Annotated in this window: 19 protein-coding genes; 3 read left to right on the top strand and 16 right to left on the bottom strand. The window is 71.6% G+C overall.

What is annotated here, in order from left to right; all coding sequences use genetic code 11:
* A partial coding sequence (locus C2L58_RS12860) for a toxic anion resistance protein (protein ID WP_233225695.1) occupies positions 1 to 307 on the top strand: 307 nt, incomplete at its 5' end.
* On the opposite strand, the gene C2L58_RS12855 is transcribed toward C2L58_RS12860, so the two are convergent.
* The 5 genes from C2L58_RS12855 to topA form a co-directional block, all read right to left on the bottom strand.
* A complete protein-coding gene (locus C2L58_RS12855; protein ID WP_103337806.1) occupies positions 240 to 1,031 on the bottom strand; it encodes a hypothetical protein in 792 nt (263 codons plus the stop codon). The two genes, C2L58_RS12860 and C2L58_RS12855, sit on opposite strands and share 68 nt — an antisense overlap.
* Positions 1,024 to 1,212, bottom strand: a complete 189-nt coding sequence (locus C2L58_RS12850) for a hypothetical protein (RefSeq protein ID WP_103337805.1) — start codon at positions 1,210 to 1,212, stop codon at positions 1,024 to 1,026. The genes C2L58_RS12855 and C2L58_RS12850 overlap by 8 nt, the downstream gene beginning before the upstream one ends.
* Positions 1,205 to 1,996 carry an ESX secretion-associated protein EspG gene (locus C2L58_RS12845; RefSeq protein WP_103337804.1) on the bottom strand — a complete coding sequence of 264 codons (792 nt, stop codon included), beginning with the start codon at positions 1,994 to 1,996 and terminating at the stop codon, positions 1,205 to 1,207. Before C2L58_RS12845 ends, C2L58_RS12850 begins: the two co-directional genes overlap by 8 nt.
* Before the next feature lie 86 nt (positions 1,997 to 2,082).
* Positions 2,083 to 2,691 (bottom strand): hypothetical protein, encoded by a 609-nt coding sequence (locus C2L58_RS12840; protein WP_233225694.1) that lies wholly within the window; start codon positions 2,689 to 2,691, stop codon positions 2,083 to 2,085.
* Between the two features lie 130 nt (positions 2,692 to 2,821).
* A complete protein-coding gene (gene topA, locus C2L58_RS12835) occupies positions 2,822 to 5,698 on the bottom strand; it encodes a type I DNA topoisomerase (protein WP_199191242.1) in 2,877 nt (958 codons plus the stop codon).
* Between the two features lie 296 nt (positions 5,699 to 5,994).
* Here topA and C2L58_RS12830 point away from each other — a divergent pair, with 296 nt between their 5' ends.
* Complete coding sequence (locus tag C2L58_RS12830) at positions 5,995 to 6,801, top strand: S1 family peptidase (protein WP_103337802.1); 807 nt, start codon at positions 5,995 to 5,997, stop codon at positions 6,799 to 6,801.
* An 18-nt stretch (positions 6,802 to 6,819) separates the two neighbouring features.
* On the opposite strand, the gene C2L58_RS12825 is transcribed toward C2L58_RS12830, so the two are convergent.
* The 3 genes from C2L58_RS12825 to C2L58_RS12815 all read right to left on the bottom strand — a co-directional run bounded on the left by C2L58_RS12825 (position 6,820) and on the right by C2L58_RS12815 (position 10,563).
* The gene (locus C2L58_RS12825; protein WP_103337801.1) at positions 6,820 to 7,470 is read right to left on the bottom strand and encodes a hypothetical protein; all 651 of its coding nucleotides are present in this window, start codon (positions 7,468 to 7,470) and stop codon (positions 6,820 to 6,822) included.
* Positions 7,471 to 7,521: 51 nt separating this feature from the next.
* The gene (locus C2L58_RS12820) at positions 7,522 to 8,112 is read right to left on the bottom strand and encodes a hypothetical protein (protein ID WP_103337800.1); all 591 of its coding nucleotides are present in this window, start codon (positions 8,110 to 8,112) and stop codon (positions 7,522 to 7,524) included.
* A 156-nt stretch (positions 8,113 to 8,268) separates the two neighbouring features.
* Complete coding sequence (locus C2L58_RS12815) at positions 8,269 to 10,563, bottom strand: sodium-translocating pyrophosphatase (protein WP_103337799.1); 2,295 nt, start codon at positions 10,561 to 10,563, stop codon at positions 8,269 to 8,271.
* A 351-nt stretch (positions 10,564 to 10,914) separates the two neighbouring features.
* Between C2L58_RS12815 and C2L58_RS12810 the strand changes: the two genes are divergently transcribed.
* Positions 10,915 to 13,407 (top strand): DEAD/DEAH box helicase, encoded by a 2,493-nt coding sequence (locus tag C2L58_RS12810; protein ID WP_103337798.1) that lies wholly within the window; start codon positions 10,915 to 10,917, stop codon positions 13,405 to 13,407.
* Between the two features lie 93 nt (positions 13,408 to 13,500).
* On the opposite strand, the gene C2L58_RS12805 is transcribed toward C2L58_RS12810, so the two are convergent.
* The 8 genes from C2L58_RS12805 to ssd form a co-directional block, all read right to left on the bottom strand.
* Entirely contained in the window at positions 13,501 to 14,118 is a 618-nt protein-coding gene (locus C2L58_RS12805; protein WP_103337797.1) for a bifunctional DNA primase/polymerase, read from the bottom strand.
* Positions 14,119 to 14,878: 760 nt separating this feature from the next.
* On the bottom strand, positions 14,879 to 15,316 hold the full coding sequence (locus C2L58_RS12800; protein WP_255410533.1) for an Rv3654c family TadE-like protein: 438 nt from the start codon (positions 15,314 to 15,316) through the stop codon (positions 14,879 to 14,881).
* Positions 15,303 to 15,638, bottom strand: coding sequence for a TadE family type IV pilus minor pilin (locus C2L58_RS12795; RefSeq protein ID WP_103337796.1), 336 nt, complete (start codon positions 15,636 to 15,638; stop codon positions 15,303 to 15,305). Before C2L58_RS12795 ends, C2L58_RS12800 begins: the two co-directional genes overlap by 14 nt.
* Positions 15,639 to 15,658: 20 nt before the next feature.
* Complete coding sequence (locus tag C2L58_RS12790; protein ID WP_013230522.1) at positions 15,659 to 15,835, bottom strand: DUF4244 domain-containing protein; 177 nt, start codon at positions 15,833 to 15,835, stop codon at positions 15,659 to 15,661.
* Positions 15,836 to 15,861: 26 nt separating this feature from the next.
* On the bottom strand, positions 15,862 to 16,578 hold the full coding sequence (locus C2L58_RS12785) for a type II secretion system F family protein (RefSeq protein ID WP_103337795.1): 717 nt from the start codon (positions 16,576 to 16,578) through the stop codon (positions 15,862 to 15,864).
* Positions 16,575 to 17,333, bottom strand: a complete 759-nt coding sequence (locus C2L58_RS12780; RefSeq protein ID WP_103337794.1) for a type II secretion system F family protein — start codon at positions 17,331 to 17,333, stop codon at positions 16,575 to 16,577. Before C2L58_RS12780 ends, C2L58_RS12785 begins: the two co-directional genes overlap by 4 nt.
* Before the next feature lie 46 nt (positions 17,334 to 17,379).
* Positions 17,380 to 18,531 (bottom strand): TadA family conjugal transfer-associated ATPase, encoded by a 1,152-nt coding sequence (locus C2L58_RS12775; RefSeq protein WP_103337793.1) that lies wholly within the window; start codon positions 18,529 to 18,531, stop codon positions 17,380 to 17,382.
* 471 nt (positions 18,532 to 19,002) lie between these two features.
* Entirely contained in the window at positions 19,003 to 20,070 is a 1,068-nt protein-coding gene (gene ssd, locus C2L58_RS12770) for a septum site-determining protein Ssd (RefSeq protein WP_103337792.1), read from the bottom strand.
* Between the last annotated feature and the right edge of the window lie 302 nt (positions 20,071 to 20,372).

Genomic DNA, 20,372 nt, shown 5'->3' with positions numbered 1-20,372 from the left:
GGTCAGCGGTGCGCTGGCGAGCCAGCGGGACGTCCTCGACGAGGTCGCGGCCCTGCAGGCGACCACCGACGGCCTGATTCGCGCGAACACCGAGCTGCTGGACCTGCAGTCCGCGGAGATCCGCCGGGCGAGCAGCGACCCCGCTGCCGCGACCGAGACGATCCGGCAGTCCTTCGACCGGATCTACGCCTCGATCGACGCGATCGACGGGTTCCGCGCCGACGCCGTCCGGGCTTTGCTCAGGGCATCTCCTCCTGTCCGAGGTCGATCATCTTGCGGCACCAGTCGCGGAGCATGCCGCGGCTGAAGGGACTCAAGACGAGCTGGCGACGGCCGTCTCCCCGGTCCAAGGCCGCCAGGGCGAAGCGGCCCAGGTCCGTGTCGATCAGGACGAAGCCGTGGTCCGGGAACTCCGCGCACAGGCCGCCGAAGGCCAGCATGTCCAGGACCGCCGTTCCGGACCGCGGGCGGCCCAGGAGCTCTCGCATCGCTCCCACGTCGTCGTCCTGGCCGTCGTGGACCAGGCCGTCGTCGTCGACCGAGACCCAGATCGCCCGCGCCGAAGCGCCGAACGGGACCTCGGGCAGCTCCGCCACCAGCATCTCCGGCAGCTCGTCGAAGTCGGCCAGGTGGATCGCCGTGCGGCCGGGCAGCGAGCCCATCATGAACGCCCGCTCGCCGTCGGCGTAGCAGCGGATGTCCGCGGTTTCCGGCCCTTCGTCGAACACGCCGCACAACGCCGCCCGGACCGATCCGCGCAGCATCAGCGACACCACCTCGAAGCCGACGTCGTTCAGTTCGCCGTTCTCGCCGAACGGTGTGCCGTCGATCCAGGCGGCCCACGCCACGTGCCGCTCGACCTCGGCCACCAGGTCCGCCGGGTCGTCCGACACCGGGCCGTGGACCAGGATGTCGTCGTCGCTGACGTCCGGGTTGTACAGCCGGTCGACCGGCTCCCGGTCCGGCATCGCCGCCAGCACCGGACCGGCGGCCAGCTCGAGCAGCTCCCGCGCCGCCGTGCGTTCAGCCATGCCGCCGCCTCTCCTCCGGAACCGCCGGTGACCCGGCCGCCTGCCGCTGCTCCGGGACGCCGCTGTTGAGCTCGGCCGCCGCGAGGATCGCCTCACGCACGGTCAGGTCCTTCGAGGCCGCCTCGACCACCCGATCCACTCCTTCCCCGGCCGTCGTCCGCACCTCCGCCTGCTCAGGCATGGCTCTGCACCGCCTCGACGATCCACTGCTCGGCCGTGGTCCGCGACGCCGGACCCCAGGTGACCGTCCAGCGCCCTGACCGGGCCACCGCGGCGCTGAACTGGTACCGGCCGAGGTCGTTGTCCACCAGCCCGAACGCGCCGTGCGGGTACTCGGCCAGGATCGCGTTGCGCACCGCGAGGTCGACCAGCACCGTGCCCAGCCGCGGCCGGGCCGCGCACGCCCGGATCAGCTCGACCGCCCGCTCGCACCGGCGCGGGATCAGCCCGCGCTCGTCCGTCTCGATGCGCAGGTGCTCGCCCGGCCCCGGCGGCCGGTCGGGCAGCCCGTCGAACACCCAGCCCGGCAGCTCGCTGAGGAAGCCCGACCGCAGCCGCGCACGGTTGCCCAGCTTGTGCAGCACCGTGGTGTAGTCCTCGTCGCCGAAGAACCGCACCTCCCACGGCTTGGCCCGGGCCGGGAAGACCCCGGTGACCACGCCGCGGATGAAGCCGCCGCGCAGCGCCCGGTACAGCCCGACGGCCTCCGCGGTGACCTCGCCACCCGGCGCGAGGCCGATCGCGGCCATCCCGGCGACGAACCGGGTGTACTGCTCCACCTCGTCCGCGAGGCTCGACGCGGGCGAGGAGCGCCGGCCCGGCAGGGGCCCGGTGTCCGCCAGCACCGGCGGGATCTCGAACTCGGGGTCGTAGAACTCCATCACCGAGGGCCGCTCCGGCACCTCGGCCGACAGCGGGGCGATGACCTCGTCGATGACGTCGAAGACGGCGACTGCGTTGCTCACCCCTCGATTGAACACCCTGGCACCGACAATTTCTCGCACATGTGTTCGAGAGGGTGAGATCGGTCGGCAAACGGTCGGCGAGCGGCTCAGGCATGATCCGGCACCCGCCCCTCGACGAACTCCGCGAGCCGCTCCACGGTGCCGGGCAGCCACCAGAACCGGCGGTGGCCGCCCCGCGGTCTGCTCAGCACCGCCAGGTGCCGGCCACGGTCGTCGTCGACGAACGCGAGCATCTCCCAGGGCGACCGCTCGCCGTCGCGGACGATGTCGAGCTGGACGGTGCCACGCCGGGTCCGCCGCAGATCGTCCATCAGGTCGAGGACGAGGCACTCCTGCCCGGCCTCGAGCACGCCGCGCTCGTCGGCGTCGAGGTACAGCCCCTCGCCCGCCGCCGGCGGAAGCGTGGGCAGCCGCGCCAAGGCCAGCCGAAGGAGCTCCGTGACACTGCCCGGCGAGAGCCCGGACAGCCGCACGCCGTCGCCGGAGATGCCAAACGTGCTCCGGTCGTCGAAGAACGCCGAGGTCCACGGCTCGCCGGCCATCGCGACGGCCACGCCGCAGACGCCGCCGCTGCCCGGGAAGCCGGGCAGCGACTCCATCAGGTCCAGGGCGGTGGCACTGCCGGCGGCCGCCGCCCGGACCGGCTTCAGGATCTTGGTGGTCACCGTGTGCACGGTGCGTGGTGTTCTGGTCACGCGTTCATGAAACCCGGCACCACCGACAATTTCCCGAACATCCGTTCGAGGTGTCACCCGAAAGTGTGGCCAGACGCCGTGAAGGCCACCTTGGGGTCGCCAAGGTGGCCTTCACGGACTTCCAGAGGTGCTACTTGGCCTTCGTCGCGGTCGAGCTCGACCGCTTGGCCGTGGTCGACTTCGCGGCCGCCGCCTTCTTGGTCGTGCCCGCCTTGACCGTCTTCGCCGTAGTGGAAGCCGGCTTGCGCGCCGGCGCCTTCCGCTTCGGCGCCGGCCCCTTGGCCCGCTTCTCCGCCAGCAGCTCGGACGCCCGTTCCGCGGTCAGCGACTCGATTTCGTCGCCCTTCCGCAGCGTCGCGTTGTACTCGCCGTCGGTGACGTACGGGCCGAACCGGCCGTCCTTGACCACCATCGGCTTCTTCGACACCGGGTCCTCGCCGAGTTCCTTGAGCGGCGGCTTCGCCGTCGCGGACCGGCCCCGCTGCTTCGGCTCCGAGTAGATCTTCAGCGCTTCTTCGAGGGTGATCGAGAAGAGCTGGTCCTCGGTCGAGAGCGAGCGCGAGTCCGTGCCCTTCTTCAGGTACGGCCCGTAGCGCCCGTTCTGCGCCGTGATCTCGTCGCCGGACTCCGGGTCCTTGCCGACCACGCGCGGCAGCGAGAGCAGCTTCAGCGCGTCTTCCAACGTGATGTTCTCGATGTCCATCGACTTGAACAGCGAGCCCGTCCGCGGCTTCGGCGCCTTGGCCTTCGCGGCCTTCTTCTGCGCGGCCGTCGCGTCCTCGGGGATCTCGATCTCCGGCAGCACCTCGGTCACGTACGGCCCGAAGCGGCCTTCCTTCGCCACGATCTCGAGCCCGCTCACCGGGTCGTTGCCCAGCGTGCGGCCCTCCTGCGGGGTCGCGAACAGCTTCTCCGCGATCTCCTGCGTGAGCTCGTCCGGCGGCAGGTCCTCCGGGAGGTTCGCGCGCTGCGAGTTCCCGTCAACTTCGCGCTCCAGGTACGGCCCGTAGCGGCCGACGCGGACCACGACGGTGTGCCCGTTCTCGTCGCTGAACAGCGGGATCGAGTTGATCTCCCGCGCGTCGATGTCCTCGACGCTGCCCTCGACCAGCTTCTTCAGCCCGCCCAGACGGCCGATCGAGCCGTCGACACCCATGTCGCCGCCGAAGTAGAACTTCGACAGCCACTGCGCGCGCTGCTCGTCGCCGTTGGCGATGCGGTCGAGCTCGTCCTCCATGCCCGCGGTGAAGTCGTAGTCGACCAGCCGCTCGAAGTGCCGTTCCATCAGGCCGATCACGGCGAACGCGACCCACGACGGGACGAGCGCGGAGCCCTTCTTCCAGACGTAGCCGCGGTCCTGGATGGTCTTGATGATCGACGCGTACGTCGACGGGCGGCCGATGCCCAGCTCTTCCAGCTTGCTGACCAGGCTCGGCTCGGAGTACCGGGCCGGCGGCGACGTGGTGTGGCCGTCCGGGCTCAGCTCGGTCGCGGTCAGCGCCTGGTCCTTCTCCAGCACCGGCAGGCGGCTCTGCTTGTCGTCGGCCTCGCCACCGGTCTCGGTGTCGACCGCCTCGACGTACGCCTTGAGGAAGCCCGCGAAGGTGATCGTGCGGCCCGAAGCGGCGAAGGTGCACTCCTCGCCCGAGGTCGCGTTGCCGACGATGCGCACGGACATCGTGGTGCCCTTGGCGTCCGCCATCTGCGACGCGATCGTGCGCTGCCAGATCATCTCGTAAAGGCGGTACTCGTCGGTGTCCAGCTCGCTCGCGACCTGGCCCGGCGTGCGGAAGACCTCGCCCGACGGCCGGATCGCCTCGTGGGCCTCCTGCGCGTTCTTGACCTTGCGCGTGTACTGGCGCGGCGTCGGCGAGACGTACTCCTTGCCGTACAGCTGCGTGGCCTGGCTGCGCGCCGCCGAGATCGCCGACTCCGACAGCGTCGTGGAGTCGGTACGCATATAAGTGATGTAGCCGTTTTCGTACAGCTTCTGCGCGATCCGCATGGTGCGCTCGGAGGTGAACCGCATCTTGCGGCCCGCCTCCTGCTGCAGGGTCGAGGTCATGAAGGGCGCGTACGGCTTCCGCGTGTACGGCTTCTCCTCGACGCTCGAGACCTTGAAGTCACGCTGCTTCAGCGCGTCCGCGAGGCGCCGCGCGTCGGCCTCGGCCAGCACGCGGATCTCGTTGTTCGACGCCTTGAGCTGCCCGTCCGAGCCGAAGTCGCGGCCGGTGGCCAGGCGCGCGCCGTCCACGGCGACCATGCGGGCCGAGAAGGTGCGCGGCGACGCCTCTTCGCCCGCGTCCATCGTGGCGGAGACGTCCCAGTACGACGCCGAGGTGAAGCGCATCCGCTCGCGTTCGCGCTCGACCACGATCCGGGTCGCCACCGACTGCACGCGGCCCGCCGAAAGCTTCGGCATGACCTTCTTCCACAGCACCGGCGAGACCTCGTAGCCGTAGAGGCGGTCGAGGATGCGGCGGGTCTCCTGCGCGTCGACGAGGTCGGCGTCCAGCTCACGCGTCGAGTCGGCGGCCGCCCGGATCGCCTGCTCGGTGACCTCGTGGAAGACCATCCGCCGGACCGGGACCTTCGGCTTCAGCGTCTCGAGGAGGTGCCACGCGATGGCCTCGCCCTCGCGGTCGGGGTCCGTGGCGAGGTAGAGCTCGTCGACGTCCTTCAGCAGGCTCTTGAGCTCGGTGACCTTGGACTTCTTGTCCGGGGTGACCACGTAGAGCGCCTTGAAGCCGTTGTCGACGTCGACGCCGAGGCGCGCCCAGGCCTCGCCCTTGTACTGGGCGGGCACGTCGGCGGCACCACGCGGCAGGTCGCGGATGTGCCCGACAGAGGACTCGACGACGTAACCACCGCCGAGGTAGGGCGCGATCTTGCGGGCCTTCGTCGGCGACTCGACGATGACCAGCCGCCGGTGCCCGGCGCCGTTGTCCGCCGAGGCTCCGTTCTTCTTGGTCCGTGCTCCTGCCACGCTGTCCTGCTCTCCGCTCATCTCGCCCCGCCGCCGCGGGACTGCACCACGTCCCTGCCAGGGCCCGTGTCTCGACCTGCCAGTGTGCACGCTGTTGTGGTCCGGACGGCGCGGAGGTGGCCCAACACGCCGCCGGTCCTGTGCCCAGCGCATCGCCGCTGACCTCGACGATGTTTCCCCAACGTACCTGCCACGTGATTTCGGCCACGTCCCGCGCAGCCTAGCGCGTGACCGTCCGGATACCCTCCGTTCGACGGTGGTGGGCGCAGGGAGGTCACCGCTTCACTGGTTTCCCCGTCCAGCCGAAAGGACCCGCCATGACCCGACGCCTGCTCGGCGCCCTGTTCACCGCCGCGACCGCCACAGTATTACTGGGGGTCACTCCGGCGAACGCGGCCGCGGCGAACTTCGCCGGCACCGTGGCCCTGTCCAACTGCTCGGGGTCGGTGGTCAAGCCGGCCGCGACGCCCGACACCGCGCCCGCGCTCGTCATGTCCAACGGGCACTGCCTCGAAACCGGTTTCCCGGCGCCGGGCGAGGTGATCACCAACCGCGCCTCCAGCCGGACGTTCACGCTGCTCACCGCCAGCGGCGGCAACAAGGCGACGCTGCGGGCCAAGAAGATCGTCTACGGCACGATGACCGACACCGACGTGTCGCTCTACCAGCTCACCACGACCTACGCACAGATCAAGGCCAGCTACGGGATCTCGCCGTTGGAACTGTCGAACGCGCACCCGTCGGCCGGCGCGGCGATCGACGTCGTCTCGGGCTACTGGAAGCGCGTCTACTCCTGCAACATCGACGGTTTCGTCTACCGGCTGAAGGAGGGCAGCTGGACCTGGAAGGACTCGATCCGCTACACCTCCGCCTGCCAGACCATCGGCGGCACCTCCGGTTCGCCGGTCATCTCCGGCGGCAAGGTCGTCGGCGTGAACAACACCGGCAACGAGGACGGCGAACGCTGCACGGAGAACAACCCGTGCGAGGTCGACCAGGCCGGCAACGTCACGGTGCACTACAAGACGAACTACGGCCAGGAGACCTACGGCATCCCGGCCTGCCTCACCGCGGCCAACGAAATCGCGCTCACGCAGGCCGGCTGCACGCTGCCCCGGCCCTGATCCGGCGCTCGCACCCGGTCAGGCCGTGCTCGTCACGGCCTCCGGGTGCGGAACCGGTTGCGGTGCCGCACCCGGCCACGCCGCTTCGGCGCCGGGCGGCGGCTCCCCGATCAGCTCCAGCAGTGCCTCCAACCGGCGTTTGCCGGTGATCTTGACGGCCGGGACCTCGGCCTTCGGACCGGTCAGCTTCGCCGCGACCCCCAACGGCGTCAGCGCTTCGACGAGCCGCTCGTGCATGCCGGGCGCGAGGGGGTCGACGCCCAGCAGGTAACCCTGCGTGCCGGGACGGCCGCCGGCCAGCGCCCACATCCGCAGCATCGCGCCGCTCAGGCGGAACCCGTGCGGCACCGCCTTGCCCGAGTCGTCCTCGACCGGGCCCGCACAGCCCTCACGCAGCCATCGCAGCGCCAGCGGCAGCAGGTCGACCCGGAACGACGTGCGCACCTGCGGACGGCCGCAGTCGGCCTTCGACACCTGGGCGTCCGCACCGCGGCAGCGGAGTTCGCCGGCCAGGACGTGGGCCCGCCACGGCTCCTCGACGACCACCGAAAGCCGGGCGGCGGTGCGCCCGAAGCCGGTGATCTGGCCGTGGCAGCACAGCAGGCCGGCCAGGTCGCCCAGGCCCGGCCCGCTGGCCTCGGCGGAAAAGAGCGAGATCGTCCGATCCACCGCGCCATACTAGAACACAAGTTCGATTCACGGCAGGTCTCGCGAGGATCTTCAGCCGGCAGGCTGATCCAGCTGGCGGCAGGCCGGCGCGCGCTGTTCCGCGGCAGCGAGGGCCGGGACGTCCTTGAGGCCCTTGAGGTAGTCGAGCGCGTCGATGCGGTCGAGCGTCGCCCTGGCCTGGCCGAGGGCGTCCTTCGTCGCCGCCGCGTCGCCGCGGGCGGCCTCGATGCGCCGGCGCGAGGTCTCGGCCTGCGCGCGGATCTGGGCGAACTGCTCGATGACGTCCTTGCGGCCGCCGTCGGCCGACGGCACCGGCGGCGCACCGAGCGCAGTCAGCCCGGACAAGCTCTGGTCGAGCCCGCCGACCACCGAAGAAAGCAGGTCACTGGACGTCCGGGACGCCTTCTGCGGCGTGCTGGGATCGACGGCGGGCAGCGAAGCGAGCGCGCGGACCAAGTGCGTCACGGCGTCGCAGTAGCCGCCTGCCCAGCTCACCGCGGGATCGGCCTGGGGCGCCACGGTCGTCACCGGCAGCTCCTGCTCCCGCGGCGGCGACTGCACCGGCGACGGCTGACCGCACCCGGCCAGGCCGAGGGCGATCGTCGTGGTCAGCGCGGCGAAAACGGTGGACCGCTGCCGCACCCGCGTACCTCCTGCCCGACTACGTCCCCGCAGCCCCGACGGTACCGACTCGATGCTGCTTCGCAAGTCGCCGGGCCTTTCTGGGATGCCCGGGCAAGCCCCGGGCCCGGTACGCGTCAGACGCGTACCGGGCCCGGGGTCGCCTGGAGCCGGAACTCAGGCCTGGATCTCGGCCGGGGTGTCGGAAAGGACCGTCCCCCGCCGCTTCGAAACCACGATCGCCGCCACGATGATCGCGACCGCGACCAGCGAGATGATGATGCGCACCGCGGTGTTCTCGTCCGGGCCGATCGAGAACTGCACGACGGCCGGCGCGATCAGCACGGAGACCAGGTTCATCACCTTGATCAGCGGGTTGATCGCCGGGCCGGCGGTGTCCTTGAACGGGTCACCCACGGTGTCACCGATGATGGTGGCCTCGTGCGCGGACGAGCCCTTGCCGCCGTGGTTGCCGTCCTCGACCAGCTTCTTCGCGTTGTCCCACGCGCCACCGGAGTTGGCGAGGAAGATCGCCATCAGGGTGCCGCAGGCGATCGCGCCGGCCAGGTAGCCGGCGAGCGCGCCGGTGCCCAGGCCGAAACCGACCGCGATCGGGGCGAAGACGGCCAGCAGACCCGGCGTCGTCAGCTCACGCAGCGAGTCACGCGTGACGATGTCGACGACCTTGCCGTACTCGGGGCGGGTGGTGCCCTCCATGATCCCCGGGATGTCGCGGAACTGGCGGCGCACTTCGTAGACGACCGCGCCGGCGGCCCGGGACACCGCGTTGACCGCGAGACCGGAGAACATGAACACGACGGCCGCACCGATGATGACGCCGACCAGCGTGTTCGGGCTGACGACCTGGTTGACGAACGACTTGGCCGAGTCCATGCCGGTGACCACACCGTTGCCCATGCCCGTCAGCGTCTTCGTGATCGCGTCGGAGTAGGAGCCGAACAGCGCCGTCGCGGCGAGGACCGCCGTGGCGATCGCGATGCCCTTGGTGATGGCCTTGGTCGTGTTGCCGACCGCGTCCAGCTCGGTGAGGATCTGCGCGGCCTTCTCGTCGACGTCGCCCGACATCTCGGCGATGCCCTGCGCGTTGTCCGAAACCGGGCCGAAGGTGTCCATCGCGACGATGACGCCGACGGTGGTCAGCAGACCGGTACCGGCCAGCGCCACGGCGAACAGCGCGACGCCGCCGCCGAGCAGGTACGCGCCGAACACGGCCGCACCGATCACCAGCGCGGTGTACACAGCGGACTCGAAACCGACCGAGATGCCGGAGAGGATGACGGTCGCGCCGCCGGTCTCCGACGTCTGCGCGACGTCCTTGACCGGCTTGTACTCGGTGCCGGTGTAGTAGCCCGTCAGCTTCAGGATGACCGCGGCGAGCACGATGCCGATGATCACCGCGATGGTCGCGATGACCGCCGGGTTGCCCGAGTTCTCGTAGCCCACGCCGAAGTCGGAGAAGCTGCTCGGCAGGTACACGAACGCCGCGATCGCCGACAGGACGGCGGAGATGACCGCGGAGATGTAGAACGAGCGGTTGATCGTGACGAGGCCGCCTTCGCCCGCGCGCGCCTTGGTGATGTAGACACCGATGACGGCGGTGATGACACCGATGGCCGGGACGATCAGCGGGAAGATCAGGCCGTGCACGCCGAAGGCGGTGCTGCCCAGGATCAGAGCGGCGACGAGCATGACGGCGTAGGACTCGAAGAGGTCCGCGGCCATACCCGCACAGTCACCGACGTTGTCGCCCACGTTGTCCGCGATGGTCGCGGCGTTGCGCGGGTCGTCCTCCGGGATGCCCTGCTCGACCTTGCCGACCAAGTCGGCGCCGACGTCGGCGGCCTTGGTGAAGATACCGCCGCCGACACGCATGAACATCGCGATCAGCGCGGCGCCGAAACCGAAGCCCTCCAGCACCTTGGGCGCCTGGCCGGTGTAGACCAGCACGACGACCGCGGCTCCGAAGAGGCCGAGACCGACGGTGATCATGCCGACCACGCCACCGGTGCGGAACGCCACGCGCATCGCGATCTCACGGCCGCCTTCCTCGCGCGACGCGGCGGCCACGCGCAGGTTCGCCTGCGTGGCCAGCCACATGCCGAGGTAACCGATCGCGAACGAGAACGCCGCACCGACCAGGAAGAAGATCGAACGACCGATCTTCTCGCTCCAGTCGTCGGCGGGAAGTGCGAAGAGCAAAAGGAACACGATCACGCCGAAAATGGCGAGGGTGTTCCGCTGCCGCTTGAGGTACGCGGCCGCGCCTTCCTGCACCGCCTTGGCGATGTCCTGCATCTTGGCGGTGCCCTGGCCTGCGGCCAGCACCTCCTTGAGCAAGACGTAGCCGATGACGAGTGCGGCAAGCGCGACCACGGCGACTACACCGACAATCGTGTAGCCACCTCCGGAGAGCGTGATGGACCCGCCCTCCGCGAGGAACTGCCGTGACATTCGTCCTCCAGGAGACGTCGCCGAGCGCCAGCGTCGACGGCAAGCCGAGGGTTCGACACGGCCGGCGCTGGCATGGACCCTGTACCGAGCGACACGCTAGCCGGGCAGCAATGCACGTCTCACATGACGCTCACCACAGAGAGGTGTGGATTGCGGGAGTGTATTGGTACCGCAACCAGCGTCTTCACGCCGTCCCGGGGACGGTACATTCCGTTACCTTGTGAGCCTCCTCACTTGATCGATCACTCGATCGCCGATCCGTTGGCGCAGCTGGGGATGGGCGAAACTGTCGTACCCCTGTGCCAAGCTCGGCGAGTGGACGAATCACGTGGGCAGCGGCTGCTGAGGCGGGTGACCGCCGGCGTCCCGTCGCGCGAGCAGCCGGTCACGCACGTCGCGGACCTGCCTGGTCGCGCCGCGCGCTACGCAGAGTGGCCGGCTTGGGTGGATCCGGCGGTCATCGCTGCGCTGCGTGATTGCGGCGTCTCCGCTCCCTGGGCGCACCAGGCCGAAGCGGCTTCGCACGCGTACGAGGGCCGTCACGTGGTGATTTCGACCGGGACGGCTTCGGGCAAGTCGCTCGCCTACCAGCTGCCGGTGCTGTCCCGGCTGGCCGCGGGCGAGAAGGCGAACGCGCTGTACCTGTCGCCGACGAAGGCGCTGGGGGCGGACCAGCTGCGCGCGGTGTCCTCTTTGGACGTGCCCGGTGTGCGGGCGGCGTCGTTCGACGGGGACACGCCGATGGCCGAGCGTGACTGGGTGCGCGCGCACGCGAACTGGGTGTTCACCAACCCGGACATGCTGCACCGCGGGATCCTCTCGGCGCACGGCCGGTGGGCCACGTTCTTCCGGCGGCTCGGCTGCGTGGTCGTCGACGAGTGCCACAGCTATCGCGGCGTCTTCGGCTCGCACGTCGCGCTGCTGCTTCGCCGGCTTCGGCGGGTGGCTGAGCACTACGGCGCTTCGCCGGTCTTCGTGCTCGCTTCGGCGACGACGGCGTCGCCTGCTTCGTTCGCTTCGCGGCTGACGGGTGCACCCTGTGTCGCCGTGACGGATGACGCTTCGCCGCGCGGGGCGCGCACGGTCGCGTTGTGGGAGCCGCCGCTGCTAGAGGAGCTGACCGGGGAAAACGGTGCGCCGGTCCGGCGTTCGGCCGGGGCGGAGACGTCACGGATCCTCGCCGACCTGGTGCTGGAAGGTGCGCGGTCTCTGGCCTTCATCCGGTCGCGGCGCGGCGCGGAACTGGCGGCGCTGGGCGCGCGCCGCATCCTGTCCGAAGTGGACCCGGTGTTGGCGGAAACCGTTGCGGCGTACAGGTCTGGCTACCTGCCGGAGGAGCGTCGTGCGCTGGAGGCCGCGCTGTTGTCCGGCCGGTTGCTGGGGGTCGCGACGACGAACGCCCTGGAGCTCGGCGTCGACATCGCGGGCCTGGACGCGGTGGTGCTGGCCGGCTACCCGGGCACGCTCGCGTCGTTCTGGCAGCAGGCCGGCCGGGCGGGCCGGTCCGGCGATTCGGCGCTGGTGGTGTTCGTCGCGCGGGACGACCCGCTCGACACCTACCTGGTGCACCACCCGGCGGCGTTGCTTTCGCGGCCGGTGGAATCGGCGGTCCTCGACCCGGCGAACCCGTACGTGCTGGCGCCGCAGCTCGCGTGCGCCGTGGCCGAGCTGCCGCTGACGCTTCCGGAATTGGAGGTGTTCGGCGGCGCGGCGGCCCAGGAGGTGCTGGCCGAGCTGGCGGACCAGAAGCTGGTGCGGCGCCGGTCGAGCGGCTGGTACTGGACTTCGCGGGACCGGCCGCACGCCGAGGTCGGCATCCGCGGCACGGGCGGCGAGCAGATCGCGGTGGTCGAAGCGGACTCCGGCCGGATGCTAGGCACGGTCGACCCGGGTTCGGCGTGCTTCGCCGTCCACCCCGGCGCGGTGTACCTGCACCAGGGGTCGTCGTACGTCGTCGACGAGCTGGACCTGGACACCGGGCTGGCGCTGGTGCACGCGGAGAACCCGGACTGGACGACGACACCGCGCGAAGTCGTGGACATCTCGGTGCTCGGCACCCAGGAGAAACAGGACTTCGGCGGGGTGAGCGTCTGCCTCGGCGAGGTGGCCGTGACGTCACAGGTGGTGGGGTACTTGCGGCGGCGGCCGTCCGGGGAGGTCCTCGACCACACGCCGCTCGACCTGCCGGAGCAGAGCCTGCGGACGCGCGCGGTTTGGTACACGGTGTCCGCTGAGCTGCTCGGTTCTTCGGCCGCCGGTTCCGCTGACCTGGATGGTTCCGGCGACTCGGCTGGCTCCAGCGGCTCGGCTGGCTTCGATGGCTCGGCTGGCTCCGATGGCGAGGTGGGGACCGGGGGCCATCGGGTGGGGACCGAATCTGCGGGGCCGGTGGGGACCGGGGAGGAGACCCAGGCGGACGGTCGGGGGCCCGTTCGCGAGGGTGGCAGGACACCGGGGGGTGCCGGATTGGTTCCGGCACGGGTCCCCGGTGCCCTGCACGCCGCCGAGCACGCGGCGATCGGCCTGCTACCGCTGTTCGCTACGTGCGACCGGTGGGACATCGGCGGGGTGAGTACCGCGTGGCACGAAGACACCGGGGAGGCGACGGTGTTCGTGCATGACGGCCATCCCGGGGGTGCGGGATTTGCCGAACGCGGTTATGCCGCGATTGTCCCGTGGCTGGCCGCAACGCGGGAGGCGATCGTCTCCTGCGAGTGCCCGACGGGATGCCCGTCCTGCGTCCAGTCGCCGAAGTGCGGGAACGGCAACGAGCCGCTGGACAAGGCGGGGGCAGTGGCTGTGCTGGGCACCGTGCTCGGGGCGTTGCGTCAACACGGCACCTAGAACGGCCACTTGGTGGTTCATGGAGTTGTGTCCTGCTCCGCCTCGCCCGGGCTGGGACCGGCCGACGGCGGTGGTTCGGGTGGTTCGGGTCGCTCAGGCGGCGCTGGTCTGAACCAGCTGCGGCGAGCGCTCGCCGGCCAGGGCCCGCACGAGGACGTCGTGCACCTCGGCGGCGTCCGGCAGCTGCCAGCCGCAGACCTCGGGCTTGACGCGCCAGTGCACGACACCGTGCTGGAACGGCGAAGGCGGCAGCGGGATGTAGCTGTCCTTGCCGTGCCACTGGATGGAGGCGCGGGTCGCCAGCTCGGCCGGCACGTGGTCGGCGACGGTGGTGAGGAAGAGCCAGCGGCCGTTCGGCAGCGCGATGATGGGCGCGGGGTGGCCGAGGGCGCGGAGGAGGCGGCAGGCGCGCTTGCCGAGTTCGTCGTCGACCTCGACGGCGTCGAGCACGGTGCCGGTGGCGACGAGCAGGCTGTGGGTGCGGTCGGAGAACCAGGTGGCGACCTCGTGGGCGTGGGTGCCGAGCTGCTCGCGCCAAGCGTCAATGGCCGGAACCGGACGGCGCCAGGTGAGGTCGTCGCCTTCCGTGAGCGGAGCGGGGTCGACGCCCGGGAGCACCGGCCAGCCGCGCCAGGCGAGACCGATCGCCTCCGCCCGCAGTTCGATGCGGAAGGCGCCCCGCCAGCTGTCCGGCCAATTCGCGTCCAACATTGTCTTCCTGCCTGCCTTCGAGTTCGGTTCTCCGCGACCCGCTCAAACCCGGTCGTGGTGTCGCACATCTCACTTAACGGCAAGTTGCACATTGCCCGGAACCCCCGCGCGACAACCGGTGGTTACGAGGCGATGAACGCCCAGTGATCCGTACGGCCCGACCGAATCCCGCAGCGCGGCTGGACGGTGAACGGCGACCGCACGCGGACCGTTCGTCGCGGGAAACCCCAGGATCCACGGGGTTCCGGACGCCCTCCCGGCGGCGCCGGTGCGCTGCTTCGGCCCAGGTGAGCAGCCGATTCGACCGCTCGCCGTGCACCACCGACCGCTGCCCGTGACAATCAGCCGCTCATCGTCAGGCGGCACGGATCAGCCGGTCACCGCCCCATACCGACCGGTCGGCGTCCGCCGGGCGCCTCGGCGAGGGACTGCCGCCGATCCCTCGCCGAGGGGCGGTGGCGGCGGTGCGCTGTCGCGGGCGCGCGACAGTGTCGCGTTGTGCCAACAGGGCGGTCGCTCAGCCCGGCCGCGGCAGGGCGCGGTGGTTTACCCGCTGACTCGGAGCGGACGGGTCGGCGCGCCGACCAGGTCACCCGTCGGCGCGGCCGTGGCTTGGGGCGCTGACTCATCCGCCGGCCTGGCGCGGGCGTGGGAGGGCCTGGGCGGCGCGGTGCCCGACCGCAGCCGACCGGACGTGGGCGGATGGCCCGTTGTTGTCGCAGGTTCGCGACAGCTTCCGGCCATGACCGGGCGCATTGGTTCACCTGCCGGCTCCCAGCGGGCGGATCGGTGTGCCGCCCAGGTCGGCCGTCGGGGCTGCCGGGGCTGGGCGTTGTGGTTCGGGTGCCGGGCCGGCTCGGGCGTGGGCGGATGGCCTCGGGAGGCCGGCCAGGGCGGGGCCTCGTGCCTCGACTTCGACCAGCGCGTCGAGCTGTTGCCAGCGGCAGGTCACGAGGGTCACTCCCATCCGGTCGGCTACCCATCTCGCGCGTTCGCACGCTTGGACTGGACCTTCGTTCGCGTGCGAAGCCGCGGCCAAGGCGCCCAGGTCGGCCGCTGACTCGGCACGGTGGCGGGCTATCACCGTCGCTCCCAGCCACAAGGCGAGCGTTGCCACGCCCGTCAAGGCCGCCACCGCCATTGCCGTCCAGATCGTGGCCGCCCCCCTGTCCGAGGCGGGCCCGTCAGCCCTGGGCACCTGTCACCTCCGTGCCCGGCTCGGCGACCGCGTAGGCCGTTGCGTCGAGGTGGATCGCCGGGAGGAGGCCGGCCACCGGGTGGGCTGTCACCTTTGCCGTGATCGTGTCGCCGATTTGCTCGAACGCCAGGTTCGCGCCCGGCGGCCCTATCTCGTGGACCGCGGCCGCCGCCTCGGTTGGCTGGCCCCTCGCCAGGAGCCGCGCCGCCTCGCGGGCCGCGTCCGTGCAACGCAGCTGGCTCGTCAGTGCCGCGAGGCCCGCGATCAGGAGGACCGTCACCACCGTCAGGCCGGCCAGGCCGAGCGCTGCCTCGACGGTCACCGAGCCTTCGTCTCTGCGTCTCACGACGGCACCGACAAGGCCTTCATGACCAGGTTCGTCAGCCAAGAGACGACCGAGTCGCCGGTGAGCAAGGAGTAGAGGACAGCGGCGAACGCGGCGACGGCGACCGTGACGATGGCGTACTCGACCGTCGTGGAACCGTCGTCCGAGCGGGGCCGGCGGCGGAACGTGCGCATGGGATCTCCCTTCGAGGGGTTCGTGGTCAGAAGCGCGGGCCGAGCCGCCCGGCGAGGCCGAGGACGACCGGCAGCACGCCCAGGCAGAAGAAGGCCGGCAAGAAACACAGACCCACCGGCAGCGCGAGTGCCACCCCGGCCCGCTCGGCGCGTTCTTCGGCTTCGGTGGCCAGCTCGTCGCGGAACCGTCCGGCGAGGTCGCCGGCCGCCGCGGCGAACGCTGCCCCGGAACGGGACGTCCGGATCGCCGCGGCCGCCAGCTCGGCCAGGCCGGGAGCGGCCTGCACCGGCGCCCAAGCCTCGTCCGGCCGGGAGCCGAGGGCGAGCAATCCGGCCGTCGAGCTCAGCGCCGTACTCGCTGCCGCGGGCGCGGTGCCGGCCACGGCCTCCAACGCCGAGGGAATCGGCAGGCCGGCGCGCAGGCAGGCGGACAGGAGGTCGAGCGTGCCCGCCAGCCGCAGCTTGGCGGCGATGTCCACGGCCGACGATCGGGGACGGCGAGTGCGGCGGATCGCCCACCACCCGGTCGCGGTGACGATCGTGCCCGCCACCACCCCGGCGACCCCGCCGACCAGCACCGCTGTCGAGACGCCGCCCACCGCCACCGCGATGTGCGGCAGCGCGCTGTGCCCCGCGCGGACGGGCTTCGGGCCGTCGGTCAGCCGCGTGAAGCGCCGCACGATGGCTTCGTCCGGCCAGCTCAGCAATGCCCCGGCGAAGAGCAGGAGCGCGATCGCGGTCACCGGATCCGCACCCGTCCGGTCAGGGCCCGGCACCAGGCCGTGCCCGCCCAGAGCAGGACGCACCCGGCGACCAGCAGCAGCTGGCCCGGTGTGCTGCCGGTCAGCACGGACAGCGGAGCGGCGCCCATGGCCTGCCCGAGCAGCACGCAGAGCACCGGCAGTCCGGTGAGCACCGCCGCACTCGCCCGTGGCCCGGCCAGCTTGGCGCGCATCCGGCGGCCGAACGCCAGACCGGCTTCGGCGTCGCGGCGGGTCGCGTCGAGGACGTCGGCCATCGGGAGGCCGTGGCGTTTGGCCAGCGTCCAGGCCGCGGCCAGCTGCGGCAAGGCCGACGTAGGCGCCTCGGTGTCGAGCTGGGCCGCCGTCGCGAGGGCTCGGAGGTCGCCTGCCACGGCCGGGACCACGTTGGCGGCCGCTTCCGCCGCCCTGATCGGGTGAGCGCCGGATCGAAGTTCGGCGACCATCGTGCGCAAGGCGGTCGCGGTGTGCGCGGCCATCGTCAGGTCCGCCGTGGCTCGGCGGTGGGCTCGCCACTCCTGGCTCCACGCCAAAGTCAGCACGCCGGCGGCGACCGCGCCGCCCGCTCCCGCGAGCAATCCGGCGAGGGCGGCCGGGAGCAGCCAGCGGACGGCGCGCCACACCTGGGGAACCCGGACGGTCGACGGTGGCTCGATCATGACCTGGAGCCGGTTCGGCGCCGCGGGCCAGCACGCCAGGGCCGCGCCCACGCACAGCGGGAACCACGGGGTGATCATCGCCGCCTCCTTAGATTGTGCGGGAAAGCGTTCGGCAGCAGGACGTTCAGCACGCAATCGCCCCCGACGTCACGAACAGGTGCCGGTCGACCGTCCACCGGCCCGCACGCCACACCGGCACGACCCGGGCCCGGCCGTGTTCAGCGCGAAGCACGCCGACCTCGGCGAGGCGCCGACGGCCGTCTGCTTCGCGCCGCATGTGCAGCACCACGCGGATTGCGGCGACGAGCTGGCTGTGCACGGCGTCGCGGCCGAGGCCACCGAGCGCGGCCAGTGCCTCGATGCGGGCGGGCACCTCGGCCGGGGAGTTGGCGTGGACGGTGCAGGCGCCGCCGTCGTGACCGGTGTTGAGCGCGGTGAGCAGCGCGCCGACCTCGGCGCCGCGGACCTCGCCGACCACCAGCCGGTCGGGACGCATGCGCAGCGCCTGGCGGACGAGCTCGGGCAGGCCGACCGCGCCCGCACCCTCCACATTGGGCGGACGGGCGACGAGGCCGACGAACTGCGGGTGGGCGGGCTGCAGCTCGCCGGCGTCCTCGACGCAGACGATCCGTTCGCCCGGGTCGACGGCGCCGAGCAGCGCGGCCAGGAGCGTGGTCTTGCCCGCGCCCGTGCCGCCGGTGACGAGGAACGCCATCCGCCTCGAGACGACGGTGCGGAGGAGTCTGGCGCCGGCCTCGTCGAACGCGCCGAGTTCGCCGAGCGTGGTGAGGTCGTGCGTCGCCGGGCGCAGGACGCGCAGGGACAGGCAGGTGCCGCCGGCCGCGATCGGCGGGAGGACGGCGTGGACGCGGATGCGGCCGTGCGGGCCGGCGCCGGGGAGCCAGCCGTCGACGTAGGGCTGGGCGTCGTCGAGGCGGCGCCCGGCGGCGAGAGCGAGGCGCTGGGCCAGGCGACGGACGGATTCTTCGTCCTTGAAGCGGATGCTGCTGCGGATCAGGCCTTGCGGGCCGTCGGTCCAGACTTCGTGCGGGCCGGTGACGAGGACGTCGGTGGTCGCCGGGTCGTCGAGGAGCGGGGCCAGCGGGCCGGCGCCGATGAACTCGTCGCGAGCTTGGCGGGCGGCGTCGAGCACCGCGTCGTGGCCGAGGACGCCGCCGGCTTCGGCGCGGACGGCGGTCGCGACGGCGACCGGGTCGGCCTGGCGGCGGTCGCCGGCCAGGCGGTTGCGGACGCGGTCGACGAAGTCGGTGGTCATGAGTTCGGCCGCCTTGCTCTGTGGTGGGTTCTCGGGGTGGCCGGTGGGCGATCGCGTGATGCGGTGACGCGGGTGCCCCGCGACGGGTGCGAACCCGGCGACGCGAGGAAGGCGGGAGTGGCCGATGGCCCACCGCGAACAGCCGTGACGTGGGTGCCTCGCGACGAACGCCAATCCGACGTCCCGCGCCGCGGCGGCCGCGGCGCGGGTGGACCCGCCGACGCGGTTGTCATGAGTCCACCTGCTCTGCCGGGAGCGCGGGCTGAGGGATGGCCGGTGGCTCGCTGGGCGATTCCTGGACTCGCGTGTCCGGCAGTGGGCATGCGCGCGGCTCCGGTTGGGGGCGCAGCAGCGTCGAGAACCTCGCCGCGCTCGCTGGGGCTCGGGTGAGCAAGCTCAGGACCGTTGGGAGCAACAGCTCCGACACTCTGGTCGGGGTGCTCGTGGGGCGGAGGTCGTGGGCTGCGGGGGTCATCGGTTGGCCGCCTGGGCTTCGTGGCGGGCTATTGCCAGGATCTCGGCCGCCGTTTTGGCCAGGGGGCCCTTTGGTTTCGTCGGGAACTCGGCGCGCTCCAGTGCGTGCCAGAGACCGCGTTCCGGGGGCATCGAGGCCATCAGGGGTGGGCCGATCAGGGCGGCCGTGCGGACGGCCGGGTCCTTCGAGTGTCCACATGTGACCATGCCGATGCGGGCCGTCAGCTTCGACAGGCGGTTCAGCACCTTCTTCGCCGCCAGGCACGCCCGGATCTCCAGCGGCACCATCAGCAGCACCAGGTCGGCCCGCAGCACCGCCTCCTCGGACGCCTCACCGAGGGCGCGCGGGAGGTCGCACACCACCGTGCGGCCCGCGCGGCGACCGGCGGACAGGATCGCCGACAACGACTCGACCTCCGGGCCGTCGCCTTCGGGGCCGGACGCGAGCACCGGGAGGCTGCCACCGCGGTGCCTCCGCTGCGGGAGCTTATCGGCCAGCGAGGACACCGATACCCGGCCGCTCAGGTGCACGTCCGGCCAGCGTGCTCCGGGCGTCTTTTCCAAGCCCAGCAACACATCCAGGCCGCCGCTGAGGGGATCGCAGTCCAGCAGCAGAGCTCCGCCCGGATCGCTGTCGGCCGCCAGGGCGAGGGTCGCCGCGAAGACGGATGCCCCCGCGCCACCCCGGCCGCCGACCACGCCGAGCACCAGCCCGGGTTGCTCCGCCGGTGTCTCGACGACGTCGGCGAACGCGCCGGCGAGCGCGGATTCTTCGTCGGGCAACGCGATCACGCGCTCGACGCCGCTGCGAAAGGCGTGCTCCCACGTCGCCGGCCCCGGACTGCCCTTGCACACCAGGAGGATCCCGCTGCGCCGGGGCAGGGCCGGTGGATGCCGCACGGCTTCTTCGTCGAGGACCACCAGCGGCGCACGGGCCCAGTGCCCGCTCGCCGCCGTCAGGTCCGGTGCGCGGTCGAGTTCGCAGCCCGCGACCGCGGCCACGCGCAGTATCTCGTCGAGCACGGTTTCGTCCGCGGCGATCACCAGCGGTCGTTCCCCCGTCATGCGGTCCTCCCCCGTCGTCGGTGCGGGCCGTGGGTGGCCCGTGTTTCCACCGTCGCGGGCGGGAGTGGGGCGGCACAACGGGGTGGGCGGCCGGCTGTGGACAACCGGGGTGTTGTGGACAACTGCCGCTCGTGACCCCGCTCGCGGGCCGGTTCTGCCGGTGGCGTGTGGCAGGATGACCGCCGCCCGCGACGCATCTGCGGCGGAAAATGGCCACGAATTTCCGCACGAGAAGATTCCGCGTCAAGCGCGAACACGTTTCGTCACGCAACAGGAAATTGACGAAGGTAAACGGAAGGCAA

This window comes from Amycolatopsis sp. CA-126428 (genome assembly GCF_002904335.1).
In the GTDB taxonomy this organism is placed as follows: Bacteria; Actinomycetota; Actinomycetes; order Mycobacteriales; family Pseudonocardiaceae; genus Amycolatopsis.
This window is presented reverse-complemented; position numbering and strand designations above follow the sequence as displayed.